Genomic DNA, 20,039 nt, shown 5'->3' with positions numbered 1-20,039 from the left:
AATGCGACAAAATGTTGACTCATGGAAACAAACCTGTAAATTTATTGCTTATCTAGGGGTAGCAACCTTAGTTTAAAAATTAGAAAACTCAACAAATTTGAATGAATTGAGTACGCAATTAACAAAGGGAATGTTGAATATGACGTCAATAAGCAGTTTATCTAAAGCTGTAAAAGTTGCATTACTAGCAACGACAAGCGCAGCGTTAATGACAAGTGCTGGGGCCTATGCTGAAGAGCAAGAAGGCGATAGCATTGAAAGAATCGAGGTGACAGGCTCGAAAATTAAGCGAATTGGTGAGCTATCTCCAACTCCTATAACCGTCATTACTGGTGCAGATATGATGGATATGGGTATCACTAACGTTGCTGATATCTTGAATAAACTTCCATCATCTACCGTTGGTATCTCTCCAGAGACGTCTAACAACACTATTTTTGCTAACGGTCTAAACCAAACAGACCTACGTGGCCTAGGTAGCGACCGTACGCTAGTCTTGGTCAATGGCCGTCGTTTTGTTGCGGGCTCTAATGGTAGCTCGGCAGTCGATCTGAACACTATTCCTACAGCGATGGTTTCTCGCATTGAAGTAATCACTGGTGGTGCATCTGCTGTATATGGCTCCGATGCGATTGCTGGTGTAATTAACATTATCACTCGAACCGATGTTCAAGGTGTTGAGCTTGATGTCTCTTATATACAACCAGAACAAAGTGGCGGTGAAGAGGGACAGTTCTCGTTAACTGCGGGTGGTAACTTCTTAGACGATAAACTGTCGACAGTATTTAACTTTACTTATGCGGAGCAAAAAGAGTTACGTCCAACCGACAGAGACTTTTTAGATAATCCTGTAAACAGTATTTATAACCCTGATACATCTGAAGGTGCACCAGCTCGTATTGAGTACATTGGTCGTAAGCCACTATCATGGATCAATGAAGCGGGTACCTTCTTTGCTGGTGACGGTGGCCAATATACTTTTGGACCAGATGGTGCAATGAGAGAGTTTGATTACGGTGAAGGACTTATTCCTGGTCCTGGTAACAATGCTAACTACTGTGGTCCAAGCTGTGAAGGTTATGATCCCGTTGATTACGGTTTAATTCGTACACCGCTAGATCGTAAGGTATTTACGCTAAATACTGACTATGAAATTAATGATGAGCACAAGATCTTCACTGAAATCACCTATGTTGATTATACATCTAACGGTGAAAGCACGCCGGTATTCCATACATGGAATCCTGTCATGGCTGATAATGCTTTTCTTCCTGAGGAAACAAAGCAGTTAATGGCTGATACAGATATGGAATACTTCAACCTCTACCGTATCGATGGTGAGTTTGGTAACCGTACTTATAACCAAGACCGTGAAACAATGCGTTTCTTAGTGGGCCTTGAAGGCGTGATCAGTGATGATTGGGATTACTCTATTCACGCTCAACGTGGTCAGCTAAAGGAAACCACGTTATGGAAAGGTCAGATATGGGATGAGCGTTATGAGCAAGCTAAAGATGCTATCTTAGTTGATGGTGAAATAGTTTGTCGTGATGTCGATGCTCGTGCAGCAGGGTGTGTACCTATGAACTTACTTGGTGTAAACCAAGCAAGTCAAGAGTCTATCGACTGGGTGGGCACAAGTGCTGGGCAGACAGCTAAGACGACACAGACTAGTGCCGGTCTAATTGTTAGTGGTGCGCTATTTGACCTACCAGCGGGTTACGTCAGTGCGGCATTCAGTGCAGATTACCGTAAGGAAGAGTCTGAAACTAATCCAGATCAAGCACTAATCGACGGTACAATTTTTGGTAACAGTGCTAACCCAATGAAGGGTGAGTATGATGTTACTGAATTTGCAGCTGAATTTAATATTCCATTACTATCAGATATGTTCCTCGCACATGACTTAGCTCTTGATCTCGCTTATCGCTGGATGGATTACAGCACTGCGGGTCAAGATGATGCTTGGAAAGTGGGTTTAAACTGGGCTCCAATCGAAGATCTTCGTCTTCGTGCAACACGTTCAAAGTCTGTTCGAGCGCCAAATATTGGAGAGTTATTTAGCCCTGCAGGACAAACATTCGAAAGTTTCACCGACGTTTGTGACAAGATCAACGTGGAGCTAGGTCCAAATGATAACCGTAAGGCAAATTGTCAGGCTGCTGGTTTACCTCAAGGCTGGAACCCATCTGATTCTTGGTACTTGAGTAATCATGCTGGTAGCAATGCGGGTAACCCAGATCTAAAGGCTGAAACGTCACACGATTACACTATTGGTGCGGTTTATACACCTAATTATCTTGACGGTTTCTCTATCACAGTAGATTACTGGGCATTTGAGATCTCTGATGCAATTGAATACATCGATGTCAGTACAGCAGTTCGTTATTGCTACGACTCTGAGTCACTAGATAACGTATATTGCAGTCGATTTACCCGTGATGCAGCGACAGGTGATATTGTCGATTTCGTTCAAAGCCCTGTTAACTCTGCGTCGTTTGACGTTAAAGGTGTCGATATTGAAAGCCAATATGACATTCCAACTGATAGCTTTGGTGACTTTAAAGTTCATGTTATTGCAACTTATCTAGAGCAGTGGCAAACGAACCCGACGGGTTTTGCTGATGACCTACAGGTTGACGTAGGTGAATACACAGACCCACGTTGGAAAGCGATGTTTAGCTTAGGCTGGAAGTATGATGCACTAAGTCTAGAAGCACGCTCTAACTACCGTCATTCAGCCGTTGCGAGTAACGACTGGAAGCCTGAGAATAACAACTATAACGATATTCCATCGAGTACTATTTGGGACTTCACGGGTTCATATGCCTTTAATGATGATCTAACTTTACGCTTTGGTGTATTGAATGCATTTGATCTTGCGCCACCACGTAACCCATATGTATACGATGGCGCAGGTTATTACGACACTACGGGTCGTGCATTCTTCCTAGGTGCAAACTATAAGCTTTAATATTAAATAATTAGTCAGTCATATCGTGCTGTAAAAAGCATTGATATTAATAAAAGCCAGTAGCGATTCGTTACTGGTTTTTTTATTTTTATAAGCGGTATGCTTAGCGTTCAATCAGTATTTAGAGTCGGTAGAGCAATCGCTGTCGAGCTTGAAAGACAAGCCATTGCTTCTGGCTAAGTTATCCCCTCTAATTTAACTTAAAGGCATCTCTAAGCAGTTTGATTAAGGCACGGGTCTTTTCCGGTAAAAATTGCCTAGATGGATAGATTAAGGTGAGCTTGATCTCCGGCAGCTTCTCGTGAGTTAAAATCGGCAGTAGCTCACCGGACTTAAGTGAGTCTTTGAGTAAAATGGTCGGTAGTAATGCAATGCCTTTACCTGTAGTTGCCATATGCTGGATCAAGCGCAGATCATCTGAGCAAAGTCTCAGGGTAAGATCATCGGGGAGGGATGCTTGGTTGTAGCGACTGACCATTAACGGGTGTGCAAAAAGATCACTGAGGGCATTAATTGGCGCGTGGCTTTGTAAGTAAGCGTTTGATGCGACTAAGCTGCTTGGAAAGCGTAGTAGCGCCTGCTGGACATAGTCCTCATTTTTCACCTTTACCCCGTCGGGTAAGATTTGAATATCGATATTGTCTCGCTTGAGATCGATGCTCTCTTGACAGTGCAACACCTCTAATAAAACATCAGGGAACAGCTCTAGGTAGTTCTCTAGCAATAGAGTAAACATGTTTGAGGTAATTAGGGCTGCAGGCACTGCGACTCTTAACATACCTTGCAAGGATTTCTGCTGATTAGTTAGCAGCTTCGCTGCTTGAGCAACGCTTCCCAAAGGCTGATTGATCTGCTGGTAGAGTAGTCGGCCATTCTCGGTTAACTCTATTTGTCTAGTGGTGCGGATAAGCAACTGACAGCCCAATGCCTTTTCGAGTTCCTGTAAGCGCCGACTCACTTTCGAGCGTTGCAATGAGTGTTGCTTTGCCGCGGCGCTTATTCCGCCGTGTTGGACGGTTAATACAAACAGGTGTAGATCATCCATGCTAACGTTCATTGTCCTACCTATAGGTTGTAAGTGCGCTATCTGCCATTCTATTTAATCTAATTAGCAATATCTATAATACTTGTCCCTCAGATTGACCTTGGACCTATTCATGCAAACCGCAGAACATGCTTTTCGTCGCTGGATGCAAAGCTTGATTATTATTTTCATCTTCCTTATTGGTTATATCGTGATCGCCGATCGCTATGTACCGTTAACGACTGAGAGTCGAGTCCAAGGTTACGTGATCCAAATCGCCCCGGAAGTAACCGGAACTGTCACTGCGGTTGAAGTGCATAATAATCAGCAACTGAAACGGGGTGATAAGCTATTTAGCATCGATGCGCGTAAGTATCAGCTTGCGATGGAGAAAGCTCAGCTGGCGCTAGAGCAGGCACATGAGCAAGAAGATGCTATGTACGCCAAGGTGGAGGCGGCAGAAGCAAATGTCGCCACTAATCAAGCCGCTTTCGATAATGCCAGTAGTGAGTATCGACGGATCAGTCAGTTGGCAAAGCAAAAGCTAGTCTCGGTCTCTATGTTAGATAGTGCTCTGGCAAACAATAATGCATCAGGGGCTAACCTACGTGCTGCTCAGCAGGATCTACGGGCATTAACCGTGCAGCTCGGCAGTCAACCAGGGCAGAGCAGTGTTGTGCGCGCAGCCAAGAATAGTTTGCAGCAAGCAGAGCTGGATCTTTCCCACACTCAAGTGTTTGCACCAAGTGATGGGGTCGTGACAAATCTGCAGTTGGAGGTAGGCAGTACAGCCAATAGTCATATGCCGCTACTGACCTTTATTCCAACCGATTCCCTCTGGATTGCAGCTGATTTTCGTGAAAAAGCGGTGGCTCGGATAGACAAGCAGTCAAAGGCGCTAGTGGCATTCGATGCCTTTCCGGGAAAGGTATTCTCACTTGATGTGCAAAGCCGGGACTTTGGTGTGGCGGCGGCGCAGCAAAGTCCAAATGGACAACTGACCCATGTTGAGACCAACAACCGCTGGGTACGAGATGCCCAGCGAGTCCGAATTAATTTAACCAGTCAAAGTACTCTACCTCAGCCGCTATTTGTCGGTTCTCGTGCCACGGTGGTGATCTATCCAGAAGATAATAGCGGGTGGGCTTTGCTTGCTAGGAGTCAGATTAAGTTGGTGAGTTGGCTTCACTATATCTACTAATTTTTCTGTTATTTTATCAACGATAGCCTACTAGGAAGCCTTATTGTGCAAATTAAGACTTTGAGAAAAACCCAACGGATCTGGTTTGGCTGTGTGTTTGGGCTGGCGATTACCTTGGTCTTTAGCTGGTCAAATGGCATGTTCGCCGCGCTATTACCTATGTTTGTATTAACCCAAATCGATAGATGGAATGGCAGCATCATAGTGCAATTAATTCTGGGGGTAACTTGGGTCTGTGTGCAGGTCAGCTTTATTGTTGGCTTTTTTCAACCCTATCCATTGTTAATGACTGTAGCCGTGGCGATTATGCTGATGTTTAAGTGCATCGCTATGACACACAAGAGCAGCTATCTTTTTGGCTATATCGGATTGTTGATGGGTTCTATTCTACTGAACTTTGGCAGTTATCAGGGCTTCGATCTCGAAGACTTTGTGATGGGGCTAATCGCTTCTGCATTGTTGACGGGGCCGATTGTGGCCTTAGCCTTGTATCTGTTTCCTGATCCAAGCATTAAGCTGCCTAAGGCGAGCTTAATGCAGCCCCGTGAGGCGCAAACTCATATCGATAATCAACGAAAAGATCATATAGGTATGGTGCGTCAAGCCGCGCTAGGCTGGATAATCGCCATGGCGGCATTTATCTTGTTTCAGGTGGCAGCTCTCAATGACTCCTTGTCGGCGCAAGCCTCAATCCTGATTGTGCTGGCTCCCATGACTTTCATCGGCTCGATGGCGGTGGCTAAAATACGCATTATTGGCACTTTTCTTGGCTGTTTAGCTGGCATGTTACTGCAGCTAATCTTGTACAGTTTGGCTAATAATATGCTGCTTTTTCTGCTGGGGTATGCCATTGCTGCAGGTCTGTTTTGCCGATGGCTGGCTATTGGCAGGATAAAAGCAGGCATCGGCTTCTCGGCGATGTCGGCGTTAACCGTGCCGCTAACAAGCGCGTTTGTCCCCGAGCAGCAAGATGCCTTCTTTTCTATCTGTTACCGCTTTAGCTCAATTGTGGTAGCTGTGGTAGCGACCTCTTTGGCTATCTGGGTTGTGCATCACTTCTTAGTGCGGATTATTAGAAACAGGTCTTTGGTACGGGGGACTCCATAAGAATGTTAAATTACTTTAGTCTTAGGGAGTAAGAGGGGCTCGCTGTCCCCCGTTTTAGGCGACATATTAGGAGAGGTTTTCCTCTAATGTGGCATTACGGTTATGAGCCGCAGGTTCGATTAACTCATCTTTTGCCGCTAATAGAGAAAACGCACTCCATAAGATGGCACAGATTGCACATAGGATCAGTGGCAATTGCCAGCTTGCAGTTTGCTCGTGTAACTCACCCATGATCATCGGTCCTGTTGCCGCAAGTAAGTAACCTAAAAACTGTGCCATGCCTGACAGAGTCGCAGCTTGGTGTGCACTTTCGGTGCGAAGGCTTATTAAGGCCAGCGCCACGATAAATCCACCACCAGCACCAAAGCCAAATAGCATCGCCCAAATCATGGCAAGCTCTGGCTTAAGTAATAGCCCCATGATGCCAATAAATGCCATCAGGGTTAAGCTAAAGCTGAGTAGACGTTTGTCTTTAAGTTTACTCATAAACGGAATTAATATTAAGGCTGGCACCGCAGTAAACAGCTGTAGAACGCCGTGAATGACGCCTGCTTCATGATGGTTAAAACCGTTATCCACTAAGATGGTGGGTAGCCAGCTGATGAAGATATACATCAAGAAAGAGTTTAAAGCCAAAAAAAGAGTGATCTGCCAGGCGCTACTATTACGCCACAGGTAGCTGTGGCTATCGAGTGTTTGGGTATCTTTGCTTGGGGCGGTGTGATTACGTATCTGTGGTAGCCATACTAAGATAGCGATAAGCGGGAATATCACTAGGCCACCTAAGGAAAATGCCCAAGTTGGGATCACACTTATCGACAATTGATTGGCCATATCTGTCAGTGGTATTGCTAAGCTGGCACTCATTGCCGAGCCTGCACCCATCATCAATACATACATAGAGGTCATGGTGGTAATTTTATTTGGGAAATCGCGCTTCATTAAACTTGGCAGTAGCACATTAGCGAAGGCGATACCGGCACCGATGACCACCGTGCCGATAAATAGTGCACTGGCCGAACCGAGCGAACGACCCACTAGACCGATAAGAATAAACAGCAACGACAACATCAATGCCAGCTCTAGGCCGCATTTACGACCAACTTTTGATGCGATAGGCGAGAAAAAAGCAAATGCCAACAAAGGCAGAGTGGTTAACATTCCAGCCTGTGTTGCAGACAGATTTAACTCGGCTCTAATGGCATCGAGTAGTGGGCCAACCCCTGTAATTGGGCTGCGTAAGCTGATGGCGATTAAGAGCACACCAAGTAGTAAGAATGCACTGCTGGCAAAACGAGAAGGGTGCGATAACGTCACAATAGGCTCCTTTAAAGTCGTGAAAGTGCGCTAGCTTACGCTTCTAATTGATTGCTGTATTGGGCTTTAGTGACTCTATATAGCTAAAAACGGTCATTATATGAAGTTTGATGCCCCATCATTACCCGAATTCGATTCAGATCATTTTCCTCAGCGTGTGGTTGCATTGGGATTGGTTGGCGATAAGGAAGATGCAGAGACACCGTTTCATCAACATCGAAAGTGCCAATTGGTATTGGCACTGAATGGTTTTGTGAAGTGTAAAATTGATGACGCTATCTGGATTGTGCCACCTAATTGCGCTGTGTGGATCCCAAGTCAAGTGCCTCACAGCAATCAAATATCTAAAAATGCCAATGTATGTATGCTATTTATTGATCCTGATGTTGAAGGCATGCCTGTTCGTAGTTGCACCTTGTCAGTGACCCCCTTGATCAGAGAGCTAATCGTGCACTTAACGGCACGGGAGCAGGGTTATCAGCAAGGTAGTGCTACTGATAACTTGGTTGGTGTGCTTATCGAGCAGCTGCGCATTATGCCAACACAGCATTATGACTTTCCTATTCCGGCAGAGCCTAGGCTCAAATCTATCGCGAATGCATTAATCGCAGCACCTGAAGACAGACGCACGGTAGCTCAATGGGCGAGTCAGTTTGCAATGAGTGAGCGCACGTTAGCGAGGCTGGTTAAGAGTGAAATCGGCATTACATTTGGTCGCTGGCGTGGGCAGCTGCACATCGTTTTAGCATTACAAAAACTGGCAACGGGGGACTCTGTACAGCGAATCGCCGAAGAGCTGGGTTATGAGTCGGTCAGCGCATTTATTACTTTCTTCAAGAAGACGTTAGGCCAGTCACCTAAGCAATACATCAGGTTGAAAGAGCTATGAGTTTTGTCACTAATATATAGTCAGTGTAGCTTCGTGAGTTAATGGTCTATTGAAGATTAATTAAGTTTAAAAGTCGGTATTTAATTATCTAGGTATACTAGTGGCAGTGGTTGTTTAGCCTTTGATTTATTGGAGTATATAAATGCAGTTTAAGACAGTAATAGTTCCTGCAGCGTTAGCTATTGGCTTAAGCGGTTGTGGATATTTTGGTGGTGACGAAAACCAGCAACTAGAGCAAGCTTGGCTGGCTAAAAATGAGCAGTTACAGCAGGTGATTGAGCAGATCCGCAGTCAAGGTATCGAAGCTGTTGCCAGTGGTGCCGAGGCCGGCAGCGTTGCCTCGTGTGTCGCCAGTAAACTAGAAATGGATCCTGTTGGTGAGCTAGTTAATGTTGAGGGGGCATTGGTCGAGTCGGCAAAGATTACAGATCTTCTTAGTGAGCTAGAAGGTTTAATGGAGCAAGATTTTAGCTTGGAGAATATGTCGAGTCTTCTGCAGAAAGGCGCCGATGCCGCAGCTTACGCAAAACAAATTATTGCCGACCAAGGTGTTGAGCAGGGCTTGCAACATTTACAGCAGATGGCGACTGCCAGCCAAGAGTTTGCCAGTCAAGACTTAGGTGCGCACTTCCAGCAGTTGTTATTAGAGTGCCAGCAGCAAGCTAATTAATCGTTAGTTTGTAACCGTATAGTTTGATAAAAAATGACCACATCAATGTGGTCATTTTTGTTTTGAAAGCGATTACTTTTTGCGGCCCAATACTTTTACGCCAGCCTTTGAACCGTCAGAGTTACCGAAGACTTCAAGCTTCTTTACACAGCGAGGGTAGGCAAACTTACGCCAGTCGGTGTATTTGTTTTTCTTTAGATCGCGATAGAAGCGAATTGTCTTTGTTTGACCATTGTTGAAGGTCACTTTGATTTTTTCTAAATGTAGATCACGCTCAGCTTTTACGCGGATAGCATCGGTTTTACGGCAAATTAGTAGTGGGATTTTTGCGCCGTGATCGCCGCCGCCCAATAAGATGGTACGACCTAGAGTGATCTGCTCATCGGCCATAGCGACATTGCTTACTGCTAACATGCTGGCAGCCATCATCAGGCCTGCCACAAAGGATTTCATGTTCATATTTTCGGAAAGTGGTTTTAAAGGGCGGCTAAATTAGTCTTTTGTTCGCTTTAGCGCTAGCAAATATTGAATGAATTTAGATCTAGCTAACAATTATTTGAGAGTAACAGCACTAAGCCTGCTCGGCTTTTCTCGGTAGTCATCTATGAGCCTGCTAGGGCTAAAAGGTAGTTGTTGTTTTGTTTTATATTTAATGCGGCATTCCTGTGAAACTGTGTTGGTCATGCTGTTGCTGAATTTTTATTTGCCAGTTAAATCAACTGACATTTATCAAAAAACCAGATTTATTAAACGTGACTTGGGTCATGTTTTGGGTCAACATAGCAGCCGCTAAGTAAGTGCACGTTAATTTAGCATCTTGTTCTATTGAAGCCTAAATGGGGTTTCAATATTTGACCTTTATAGAGGAATGAAGTGATGAGATCGGCAAATCCAAAAATTGTGATTGTAGGCGGTGGCGCTGGTGGTTTGGAGCTAGCGACTCAATTGGGTCATAAGCTAGGCAAGAAAAACCTAGCGCAAATCATCTTAGTCGATAAGAACCGAACTCACATTTGGAAACCATTACTCCACGAGGTGGCTACAGGATCTTTGGATAGTGCGCTTGATGGCGTGGTTTATTCTGCCCACGCGGCCAAGCATGGTTATCAATTTCAATTGGGGACTTTTTGTGACTTAGATGAAGCGAATCAGGCGATTTCAGTCGCACCTATTTTAGATGAAGCGGGTAAAGTGCTATTACCTGAGCGGCAGATCCAATACGACAAACTGGTTATCGCTATTGGTAGCATCAGCAATGACTTTAATACCCCTGGTGTTACAGAAAACTGCTTCTTTTTAGATTCTCACCAGCAAGCTAACCGCTTTCATCACGCTCTGTTAGATAGCTTTACCCGAGTGCATCAGTCGGAAACCCTTAACGAACTTAACATTGCCATTGTCGGTGGTGGTGCAACAGGCGTTGAGTTATCTGCTGAACTGTACCATGTTACCGATCTGCTCAAGGTTTACGGTTTGAGTAAGATGACCGCCGACAAACTCAATATTCACTTGATTGAAGCCGGTGAGCGTATACTGCCTGCCTTGCCTGAACGCATTGCCACTTCTGCAAGACGCGAACTAAGTAAGCTAGGCGTAAACGTGATGGAAAATACCCGCATTAGTGAAGCGACATCTGCAGGCTTTGTTACCTCAGAAGGTGAGTTAATCGAAGCCAATATTATGCTGTGGGCTGCGGGCGTTAAAGCGCCAGACTTTATTAAAGATATCGGTCTGTTTGAGCTTAACCGTGTTAATCAAATTATGGTTAAACCGAGCCTATTAAGCACCGTTAGTGATGATATTTATGTGATAGGCGATTGCTGTGCATGCCAACAAGCCGATGGCAGCTTTGTACCGCCAAGAGCACAATCTGCTCATCAGATGGCGCAGTGTGTTGAGACAAATATTCTTAACGAGCTTAAAGGTGAGCCGCTTGTAGATTACGTCTATGTAGATCATGGCTCATTGGTTAACCTATCGCGCTACAGTACGGTCGGTAGCTTGATGGGCAACCTGACTAAGAACAGTATGTTTGTCGAAGGTAAGATTGCTCGCCTAGTGTATATCTCACTCTACCGTATGCACCAACAAGCGATTCATGGCACGTTAAAGACCATAGCGTTATGGTGCGCTGAAAAGCTAATGCGCGTAGTGCGCCCAAGAATGAAGCTGCACTAATATTTAGGGCTGGGCTAGCATTTAGAAGGGCTATTAGCATTTCGTAGCGGTAGGAAAGTTTACAAGCTGTGCAGAAATTAAGTTAATTCAAATAATAAAAGGGAAAGAGCTTCCCTTTTATTATGTCGAGACCGCAGTTCAGCAGATCTCTATTTTGATTCAAACTAACAATGGCTTAATTGTTTGACGCTGTATCGTCTTTATCGGCGTCAAATGTCGCTTCAATTTGTTGCAACTCTTGCTCTTGTCTAAGTTTAAGCTTTTCTTCTGCTGTCAATTTCACTTCATTGAGCAGAGCTGTTTGTCTTTGCTTGAGTTCATGTCTCTCTGGCTTAGTCAGAAACTTATAGGCTTTTGCATTGGAAAGTGCGTAAGCGACAACATCTTCGCCCTTGGTTCTGCGCTCATCTACCCGCTGTGAAAAACGTTCATTATCTCGGGCTTTGCGCTGTTCGGCATTTAATTTTTTCATATCTCGTATCCTCATTAGTTAATCTCGGTAGGATTTCACTACCCTCAGTCAAACAAATGAGATTGGTTGCACATTCATAAAGCTGATGGGGGATTTTAGCATAATATGTATTGTAAGCCCCATGCTATCTAGTTTTAGCTCTGTTTTAGGCTCTGAGTAATAAGTGACTAAGTTTTTGGTTTGGTTACTTGGTATTTTTGGTTTTTTAGTGTTTTTGATTTAGTCACTTGATTTAGTCACTTGATTTAGTCATTTGGTTTTATTGCTTATTCTTATTGAGTTGAGCATCATTTGTGAACCGCTACACATAAAGCGTACTGATATAACCCAAATTTAACGTTTTCATCTAGCATGCTCGTTATCTTTTTAGTGGCCTGTGAATTTATGAAAATATTAACTCTTATTGCCAGCGTTACCGCAGCTTTGTTGCTGTCTGGTTGCAGTGATAAACCAGCTCAAATTGTGTGTGATACCTTCAATACGTGTTTCAATTTAAGCTTGGGGCAGGCAGTGAAAGAGACACAGGCTAATCCCGAATTCAGCCAATTAAAAGTGGTTGTGGCGGTGGATTATGACGCGGGTGGCGAGGTGCACACTAAGGTGAGCGAGTCCAGTGGCTCTGCTGAGTTTGATGCCATTGCTAAAGAGCAGTTGCAGCGTTCAATGGAAGCGCTACTTGTCGTTATGGAGACACTGCCCGAATCGGAGCGTGAAAGAGGCGATAGCATTCATATCAACTTTTCCATCAAAACTGCAGATTTTCCGGTACCTCCTAAGGTAGAACCTAAGCCTGTGTTAGAGGAGAACTTTTATGAAAATGGTCAGCTGCAGAGTCGGGGCTATAAGCTTGATGGCGATAAGGTAGGTCATTGGCAGATATTTTTTGATGACGGCAGCTTAAGATTCGATTCTCACCATCCTAGTGGTGTGCAAAAGATGTTTTCTGAAGATGGCCTACTCCTAGAAGAGGGTATTTTGAAGATGGGGTAAAGCAGGGGACGTTCAAGAACTATGACTTTGATGGTCACTTGGACACTTTGCGCAATTACTTAGATGGCGAGTTGATTGGTGTGAATGAGCGCTATTTTAAAGATGGCGGGCTAGAAGAAAAGACGTTGTTTGATGTCGATGGTAATGGCATGCATCAGGAGTTTTGGCCTAACGGGGCACTTAAGTGGGAGACTGCGCTGGTTGCTCGGCAACCTACTGGAGAGCAAAAATATTTCGCCGAAAATGGTGCACTCATTGTTGAAAAGGCCCTAACTGAAGCTAAGATCATGCAGCAGTCTATTATTGATAAAGATTACGACACTTATATGCGCTTTGCCTTTAGCTACGTGATTGAGTATGCCGGCGGTGAAGCTGCATTTAAAAGGGGGATGGCTGCTTTATCGCAGCAGTTGTTGAGTGAAGGTATTAAGCAGGTCTCGACGATATTCAACGGGCCGACAAAAATGTTTCTGCAAGAGGAGGAGGAGGACGAGTATTACGTTTACTTGCCTATGGAGATCAATATGAGCACGCCTATAGGCGATGGTGTTGCAGAGACGGCTTTGATTGGGCTCTCTAAAGATATCGGCCAAACCTGGAAATTTGTAGAGGCTTCCATTGGCCGCGAGGAAGTGCTTGTTTTGCTACCAAACCTGCCGGATGCGCTTGAGATCCCGGTTTTCCCAGAGCCTAGATTGATTAATGAGTCACAGACGACTTTAGCTGCTCAGCAACCGACAAATGAGCCAAAATACCTCGACGAAAATGGTGACCTCATTGTTGAAAAGGCGTCAGCTGCTGCTCAGGTCATGAGGCAGTCTATTATCGATAAGGATTACGACACCTATATGCGCTTTGGCCTTAGTCACGTGATTGATAACGCGGGTGGTGAAGCTACATTTAAGCGTGGAATAGCGGCAATGATGGAGCAGCTGCAGAGCGAAGGTCTTAAGCTTGAGTCGACAGCATTCAACGGGCCAGCAAAATTGTTTCTGCAAGAAGATGAGTATTACGTTTACCTGCCTATGGAGAGCACGATGAGCACGCCTATAGGCGATGTGCTTGCTGAGTCGGCTTTGATTGGCTTTTCTAACGACAGTGGCCTAACTTGGAAGTTTGTTGAGGGGCAAAGTGGCCGTGAGGAAGTGCAATTACTGCTGCCAAATCTGCCGGATGAGCTCGAGGTCCCGGCCTTTCCAGGTCCTAGATTGGTTAATGATAAGGCCGATTAACTAGCATTGGTATGATAAAAAGCGCTAGCAAAAATGGACTAGCGCTTTTTAGTTACATCATTGAGGTGGTAAAACTCATTAGTTTAAGGATTTTATCTAAGTGGATTAACTCAATGCAGCCTCAACCTTGTCACGGATTTTTCGTGATTTCTCCTTGGCGAATAGCTTCATAAATTCAGTGCCATCTGTTTGCTGTGCAAGAATATCCACTAAGGCTGCTTTGGTTTCAATATGCAAGAATGACATCAGTGGCTTGATTTCATCTCGGCGCGCCATGGCGGCAATATACTCGCCCATACATGGGCGGTAGTTTTTAATCATATACAGCAGCAGAAACTCACGCTTGACGTCATGACTAAATAGCCAATCTAGCAGCGCTTGATACGCAGCCTTTTCATAGCCATCTTCATTACATGTTAGGCGCGTGGCTAAATCCATTTTGCCTTGCAAGGCAAGTTGATCCATATAGCCATCGACAAGTCCATCACAGAACACCTTGTAGGCTAGGTAGCTATGGTTTGCGAGTAGTGCCACTAAGCGGCTGCTACGCTCATCATCCAGTAACCACACATATTGGCTTAAGGCATGGCTACGGTATTCTTCGAGATTCGCCGTGGTTTCATAGCTGACATATTGATTAAATTGCGGCGCAAACTCATCATAACTCAGCTCGCCTTGCAGATATGCCCATAGGTTTTGGTTGACTGTGTTTTGGCGCTCTTCTGGGCTAGGTAAGTTTTTGACTGCATCAATAACGCTTTGGGCGTCTACCTTGTCGTTAAGGATTAACACCTCACCGCCGAGGTAGAGGTTGCCTTCTCTAACGGTGTCTTTGTCAGCCACTAAAACCTGTAGCTCACCGCCAACCTGCTGCAATATCTCGCAGCATATCCAATTCATTCTATCGTTTCTGCGGGTGTGACTCAGTTCGGCATCAGGATGCAATGTCAGTGGTAATCGTAACTTTTTAGGTAGCTCACCTGCGTCAGCGACAAAGCCAGAAAAGAGGACGTTGTCACTAAACCTGCTGCCAATCACCTCTTCCCACGAGTTGCTATTGAGTTTTATGAAGTCACTTAAGCATTGCTTTAGCTCATTATCGAGTGCAAAAGGCATGCTTGGAAAACGCATCGCCACATGCTTATGAAAATCTAGCTTTATTGGTTGATAGCTGTAATCGAGTCCGCGCAGTAATGCCATGGCATCATGGCGTCTTGCTGCTGCCATCATGCTCTGTTCTATAATTGCTGAGTCCTCAACGACCAGCTCACCTATTAACTCCACTAAGTTAAGGTAATCATCCCTGCGAAATTGGTTATAGCTAAACTGCTCAACTTGATAAGCAAACGTGAAGGCTTTATCTATGCCATGGCTGTTAAGCATGTCGAAGAAATTGCTTTCATCTAATGGCGAATCGAATCTGTGCTCATGTTCGCTAAAGGCTTTAGCGATAACATGCACAACTCTAATAGGTGCCATGGCGATCAGCAGTTGCCAAATACGCTCTGCAATTTTGGCTTCGGCGATATCAAGTTGCTTTAGCCACAAGCAAATCAGTATTACGCGTTGATAGTCATCATCATAATCATCTAAAAACTTATAGCTTTTCTGCATTGGACTAATTTTAGGGAAGTACAGAAAGGCTTGGCGGCAGATATCTTGGCTATAAAGATGCTGGTTTAACAACTCTATCATCTGCTGTTGGTTTAGCTCGGGTGTTGCCTCGGTAAAGTAAGCTTTGACCTGTGCTTGTTCGCGGTCGTTTAAGCCTTTTTCCGTAAAGGGACCATCACCTAGAAGGTCGGCATTTTCTAGCATCAAGTTTAGTGCACGCTTAAACACGCCATTTAGCTTTGCATGTAACGCTTGGCTGTAGTCATCATTGTGGTTTTGCTGTTTATCTTGCACTAGTAAGTAAGCGCAAAGGGCATCGATACCCAGCTCATCTTCTGGCCAGTCTTGGCAGTCTAAACAGGCGCGATTTGCAAATAGCTCATCAGCTTGTTCAAGCATTTCTGCAGAAATCTGGTTGTAACCTATGTCGATAAATTCATCTAGTAGGCTTTCAAGGGCCTTTTGATCCGTTCTGCTTACAGCAGAGTTCAGCTTTGGTGTAGCGTCGATAGGCATGAAACGAGCGTAATAGTCTTCAACACTGATAATCGCTTGATACTCTGACTCGCCAGTAAGCAAGTCGCACATTTCGTCATTAAAGGCTTGCTGGCCAAACAAGCGATAGAATAGATCGACAAAACGCAGCATGGTTTGCGCGTCGCGTACTCGGCTCTCTGGTTGAGTGTTAGCCGATGCGATTTCGGTATGGGTATCAGCATGAGCATGAGCACTGACTCGGCTGATAAAGCCATTGCTTGCAGCTTCGCTCATGTCCTCATCAACTTCTAGCAGTAAGTCTTTTGCGAGGCATTGCAGCACCTCATGGAAGTTGTCGCGCACATGGTCAAAGTCGTCAATATCCCAGCAAGAGTCTTGAATGGCTTCATATAAGGTTAATGCGTGCTTTTCGCTATGGGGGACGATGTTAACGTGCTCAATATCATTGAGGATCTCAGGGTTTGCGCCAGTGGAGATGTAAGACAGCAGGGCATGGCTATTTTCAAGGCTCAACAAGAACTCGCTGACCATCTTAAGTCCGCCTAGATACTTATCGCGCGCTTGCTCACGATCGCTGCGTTGACGAATTCGTTCTTTCTTGCGAGCAATGCTGCCAGCATAATAACAAAGCGTGCCATTAAGCTCTCGCTTGAGCTGGTTTTGCAGATCCATGGCCTCATTCTCAAGGCTATCATTAATAAAGTGCTCGGCTAGCTTAGTACTCATTGCTTCACTGTCTTGACCGCAACAGTCAGCAATCAAGGTGGTAAATAGATTGAGAATAGGATTTTGCTCTTGCAGCGAGTCGTGTTGGCTATCAACTAGTGCAGGTTGGCTATAAAAACGCTGCTTAACTAACTCAATAAAGCGTGGGTATTTATCTGGATTGGCTTTTAAATAATCACCAAGGGATTGGTATCTTGGAGTTGGTTGTTCCCAATCGCTGCCGTAAAAAGCGAATCTAAAGCTGTGATTGTCACACCAGATAAAGGCGTTAATCATCGCCTCACACCAGCCATGCAGCTCCACTAGACTGAGTAACATATCTTCATAGCCGTTTGCATGTTCATCATCCCAGTATGGGATAAAAAACTGTGCTAAATAAATTGCATCATTGGCGTCTTTGGCCGCCATCATATAAAGCGGTTCGGCGCCAAATAGTCGAGTGTCATCGAGCCACATGACACTGGTATCGTTTTCAAAGCGTGCGTAATCAACCATAGCTTGCGCGGTTTTACGCAGTTGTGGCTCTAGGGATTCATGTTCAAGCGCGAGGGCAAATAATAGGGTTTCAGACAGATACAGTTGGCGTTCATCACTCACAACATAACTACTTCGTTGACCACCATCTGGATTAAGACTTAGCGCATCCATAGTCAGTTGTTTATCTTGTAGCATCTCTAGTTGCAGGTGCTCACGCGTGCCGCTGCTGTTATCCATAAATACTAAGTTGAATCGACCGCTTTTATCGAAGGCTTGATGAGCTTCTAGTTTGGCTTGATAGCTTTGTAAGGCCTGCTCGATGCTGGCCGGGTCGTGGCGGTTAAATTCGATAACTTGTAAGTGGTTAAATGCGTCCATACTCATGTCCTATTAACGCTGAATCAAATCCACTGGCTGTGGTGATACGGCTAGATTTGCAGGGAGCATAACCGATTTCTTTTTTGAGAATAGTCGTTTAGGTTATGGATTTTGTGGGGAGCGTGTAATGTGTGATGGCATTAGCATAATGACTAACTAAGTGTATAGAAGTTGAGCTGATGGTTTTAGGCTAAAAATGACTTATCTGTTTCTAATATAAAGATTTAAGTTTGTTTGGTATTTTTATTAAATTTACCTCCCTAAATTGCATGTCTGCGTATATACTCCCGCGCGAAATTAAGACGCTATTGCTGATTAGCGATAGTTTAAACATAAAAATCTTATTTATTTAAACCTTACATCAAGCTTGCCAGTTGCGGAGTTTCCTCTGTCATTACGGGCAGTCTATGTTGTTCTGTGAATATGAGTCATGATGAAAAAAGCAATATTATTTCCTTTAGTTGTTAGTGTGGTTGCAGCCTGTGGTGGCGGTAGTGAAGGCGATAGCCAAGCCTCCGGCGTTCAAGTGTTAGGGACTGTGGTAGCCGACGCCTACTTATTTGATGACGATGCCATCAAGCGCGTTAACTCTCGTCGTGGCACAAATTACAGTGCAGAAAATGGTGAGCAAGGAAAGTCAGATTTAGATACATGGCATGTGTGTGGCGCGGCTTATAACAGCTTGGTTAATCCAAGCTTATATAACCAAGATCTCGATAAAGATGGCGTAGCAGATACCAACCTAACTGACGATGAAGGTAACCTTTATTACAATATCGATCTTGATGGCGATAAGGTTGCTGAGCTTAATCTCTTGACTGATAGAGAGGGCATTTACCTTAACGTCGACATGAATTGTGATGCCAAAGCCGATACCAATCTCGATAATAATCTAGATGGTATTAGCGATCTTAATATCGACGTCGATGGCGATATGCAGGCCGACCGATTAATCGATATCGATGGTGACGGTAAACCTGACTTCTCTTATACCGACAGTGATGGTGTATCACTTGCTGGTGTAAAGGTACAACTACAAGGCAAATATGGTGAGTTTGAAACCATAACAGATGATAACGGACAGTTTTCTTTTGAGCGCATCCCTACAGGCTCTTACACCTTAAAAGCGGATGATGTTGCTCTTGATGGTTCAAATATTTGGACGCGTACTCTAGTTGAAATTGAAGAGTTTGATGACTCTATTGGCGCGTTCAGAATGCACCAAGATCCGATTATCACTCTGGTTAATGTCAATAATGAATCTCATAAAAAAGGTTTCTGGCAGGACTTCTCTTGGTATTCAAGTGATATTGAAACTGAATACGCGATTGGCGATACAGTTTGGGTTGAGGTGACGGTTGAAGATCCTAATCAGCGTCCAGTAACAGCAAAATTTAGCGCTGATCTAGAGACTGGTACTGAAGAAGTCGTTGCTGGCGACGGCGTGTTTAAGTACCAACACCAAATCAGCGAAAAGGATGCTGAGGAGTATATGGTGTCTATTATGGCTGAACTGAGTAACGATGACGGCTTTTTCGGCCTAAATGGCATGACTGATGTTATGTTTGGCGCTCAGTTTATGATGGCGGATTATATTGAAAGCGAAGAGCTAGAAGTCGAAACCGTCACCGTGGGGGATGAAGTTTTTGATAACCCACCAGACTCAACTTATATGCTAGTTGAAGTACAACAGCCAATTGCCATCGATGGCAGCGTACAGATAGATGTAGAGGTGACAGGCCCTGATGAACGTATCGCAGAGTTTTATGTGGTAGGAATTAAGGATGGTTTTGCTAAAGTACCGAAAGGTGACAGTTTCCTGTTTGAAGCTGATACGGCTTATCCGCAATATATATATGAGATCCAATATAAAACTTATAGTGAAGCCCCTTTTGAACACGAAGAGGTGGTTATTAAGATCCCACTAGACACAGACCGTAAGCCTGCGAAGGTTGATGGTTTGATGATTGATGGCATCGTGGCAACGGATGTTATGGCTAGGGTTGGTGAAACTTATCAACTAAAGGCGCTTTATACCGATCCTCAAGATGATGTAGTGCAGTGCCGTTTTGAAAAGGCGGGTAATCATAGCGCGTTAGATAGCGTGATTAGTGATTGGGGCGTCTGTGAGGTTGACTATACCTTTAAAGCAGAAGATGCCGTTGACCAATTTAATATCCGTGTGTTAGTGCGTAATAGTGACGGTATTATTACTTGGGATAATTATGACGATCTTAAGTGGTATGAAGTTAGCGTGACTAAATAATCGTCCATTATCCAGTCCCTAAATAA

14 protein-coding genes are annotated in these 20,039 nt (G+C 44.4%); 9 read left to right on the top strand and 5 right to left on the bottom strand.

From position 1 onward, the window contains the following. The first annotated feature begins 139 nt into the window (after positions 1–139). Complete coding sequence (locus SHAL_RS18145; protein ID WP_012278571.1) at positions 140–2,974, top strand: TonB-dependent receptor domain-containing protein; 2,835 nt, start codon at positions 140–142, stop codon at positions 2,972–2,974. 190 nt (positions 2,975–3,164) lie between these two features. On the opposite strand, the gene SHAL_RS18140 is transcribed toward SHAL_RS18145, so the two are convergent. Further along, a complete protein-coding gene (locus SHAL_RS18140; protein ID WP_012278570.1) occupies positions 3,165–4,031 on the bottom strand; it encodes a LysR family transcriptional regulator in 867 nt (288 codons plus the stop codon). Positions 4,032–4,131: 100 nt separating this feature from the next. Between SHAL_RS18140 and SHAL_RS18135 the strand changes: the two genes are divergently transcribed. After that, positions 4,132–5,199 carry an HlyD family secretion protein gene (locus SHAL_RS18135; protein WP_012278569.1) on the top strand — a complete coding sequence of 356 codons (1,068 nt, stop codon included), beginning with the start codon at positions 4,132–4,134 and terminating at the stop codon, positions 5,197–5,199. A 45-nt stretch (positions 5,200–5,244) separates the two neighbouring features. Further along, positions 5,245–6,306, top strand: coding sequence for a DUF2955 domain-containing protein (locus SHAL_RS18130; protein WP_012278568.1), 1,062 nt, complete (start codon positions 5,245–5,247; stop codon positions 6,304–6,306). 66 nt (positions 6,307–6,372) lie between these two features. On the opposite strand, the gene SHAL_RS18125 is transcribed toward SHAL_RS18130, so the two are convergent. Next, entirely contained in the window at positions 6,373–7,623 is a 1,251-nt protein-coding gene (locus SHAL_RS18125; RefSeq protein WP_012278567.1) for an MFS transporter, read from the bottom strand. Positions 7,624–7,723: 100 nt separating this feature from the next. On the opposite strand from SHAL_RS18125, the gene SHAL_RS18120 reads away from it, so the two are divergent. Together SHAL_RS18120 and SHAL_RS18115 are read left to right on the top strand one after the other, a co-directional pair. Beyond that, positions 7,724–8,512, top strand: coding sequence for an AraC family transcriptional regulator (locus SHAL_RS18120; protein WP_041416106.1), 789 nt, complete (start codon positions 7,724–7,726; stop codon positions 8,510–8,512). A gap of 142 nt (positions 8,513–8,654) precedes the next feature. After that, positions 8,655–9,182 (top strand): hypothetical protein, encoded by a 528-nt coding sequence (locus SHAL_RS18115; RefSeq protein WP_012278565.1) that lies wholly within the window; start codon positions 8,655–8,657, stop codon positions 9,180–9,182. 72 nt (positions 9,183–9,254) lie between these two features. Here the strand turns inward: SHAL_RS18115 and SHAL_RS18110 are convergent, their stop codons facing one another. Continuing rightward, positions 9,255–9,635: a DUF2541 family protein gene (locus tag SHAL_RS18110; protein ID WP_223296209.1), complete on the bottom strand. Its 381-nt coding sequence runs from the start codon at positions 9,633–9,635 to the stop codon at positions 9,255–9,257. A 423-nt stretch (positions 9,636–10,058) separates the two neighbouring features. Here SHAL_RS18110 and SHAL_RS18105 point away from each other — a divergent pair, with 423 nt between their 5' ends. Further along, positions 10,059–11,360 (top strand): NAD(P)/FAD-dependent oxidoreductase, encoded by a 1,302-nt coding sequence (locus SHAL_RS18105; protein ID WP_012278563.1) that lies wholly within the window; start codon positions 10,059–10,061, stop codon positions 11,358–11,360. Between the two features lie 175 nt (positions 11,361–11,535). On the opposite strand, the gene SHAL_RS18100 is transcribed toward SHAL_RS18105, so the two are convergent. Beyond that, positions 11,536–11,832, bottom strand: a complete 297-nt coding sequence (locus SHAL_RS18100; RefSeq protein ID WP_012278562.1) for a hypothetical protein — start codon at positions 11,830–11,832, stop codon at positions 11,536–11,538. A gap of 384 nt (positions 11,833–12,216) precedes the next feature. On the opposite strand from SHAL_RS18100, the gene SHAL_RS18095 reads away from it, so the two are divergent. Then, entirely contained in the window at positions 12,217–12,822 is a 606-nt protein-coding gene (locus SHAL_RS18095; protein ID WP_150102110.1) for a toxin-antitoxin system YwqK family antitoxin, read from the top strand. Between the two features lie 47 nt (positions 12,823–12,869). Next, positions 12,870–14,054 carry a toxin-antitoxin system YwqK family antitoxin gene (locus tag SHAL_RS18090; protein ID WP_150102109.1) on the top strand — a complete coding sequence of 395 codons (1,185 nt, stop codon included), beginning with the start codon at positions 12,870–12,872 and terminating at the stop codon, positions 14,052–14,054. A 105-nt stretch (positions 14,055–14,159) separates the two neighbouring features. On the opposite strand, the gene SHAL_RS18085 is transcribed toward SHAL_RS18090, so the two are convergent. Then, entirely contained in the window at positions 14,160–17,747 is a 3,588-nt protein-coding gene (locus tag SHAL_RS18085) for a hypothetical protein (RefSeq protein WP_012278561.1), read from the bottom strand. A 430-nt stretch (positions 17,748–18,177) separates the two neighbouring features. Between SHAL_RS18085 and SHAL_RS18080 the strand changes: the two genes are divergently transcribed. Next, on the top strand, positions 18,178–20,013 hold the full coding sequence (locus SHAL_RS18080) for a carboxypeptidase-like regulatory domain-containing protein (protein WP_012278560.1): 1,836 nt from the start codon (positions 18,178–18,180) through the stop codon (positions 20,011–20,013). Positions 20,014–20,039: the final 26 nt, after the last annotated feature.

This window comes from Shewanella halifaxensis HAW-EB4, from assembly GCF_000019185.1.
Taxonomy (GTDB): Bacteria; Pseudomonadota; Gammaproteobacteria; order Enterobacterales; family Shewanellaceae; genus Shewanella; species Shewanella halifaxensis.
The sequence above is the reverse complement of the archived record's forward strand: the minus strand, read 5'-3'. Positions and strand labels throughout refer to the sequence as shown.

Coding starts and splice junctions, on each gene's coding strand:
- SHAL_RS18145 (WP_012278571.1), top strand. CDS start 140: ATGACGTCAATAAGCAGTTTATCTAAAGCTGTAAAAGTTGCATTACTA.
- SHAL_RS18140 (WP_012278570.1), bottom strand. CDS start 4,031: ATGAACGTTAGCATGGATGATCTACACCTGTTTGTATTAACCGTCCAA.
- SHAL_RS18135 (WP_012278569.1), top strand. CDS start 4,132: ATGCAAACCGCAGAACATGCTTTTCGTCGCTGGATGCAAAGCTTGATT.
- SHAL_RS18120 (WP_041416106.1), top strand. CDS start 7,724: ATGAAGTTTGATGCCCCATCATTACCCGAATTCGATTCAGATCATTTT.
- SHAL_RS18115 (WP_012278565.1), top strand. CDS start 8,655: ATGCAGTTTAAGACAGTAATAGTTCCTGCAGCGTTAGCTATTGGCTTA.
- SHAL_RS18110 (WP_223296209.1), bottom strand. CDS start 9,635: ATGAAATCCTTTGTGGCAGGCCTGATGATGGCTGCCAGCATGTTAGCA.
- SHAL_RS18105 (WP_012278563.1), top strand. CDS start 10,059: ATGAGATCGGCAAATCCAAAAATTGTGATTGTAGGCGGTGGCGCTGGT.
- SHAL_RS18100 (WP_012278562.1), bottom strand. CDS start 11,832: ATGAAAAAATTAAATGCCGAACAGCGCAAAGCCCGAGATAATGAACGT.
- SHAL_RS18095 (WP_150102110.1), top strand. CDS start 12,217: ATGAAAATATTAACTCTTATTGCCAGCGTTACCGCAGCTTTGTTGCTG.
- SHAL_RS18085 (WP_012278561.1), bottom strand. CDS start 17,747: ATGGACGCATTTAACCACTTACAAGTTATCGAATTTAACCGCCACGAC.
- SHAL_RS18080 (WP_012278560.1), top strand. CDS start 18,178: ATGATGAAAAAAGCAATATTATTTCCTTTAGTTGTTAGTGTGGTTGCA.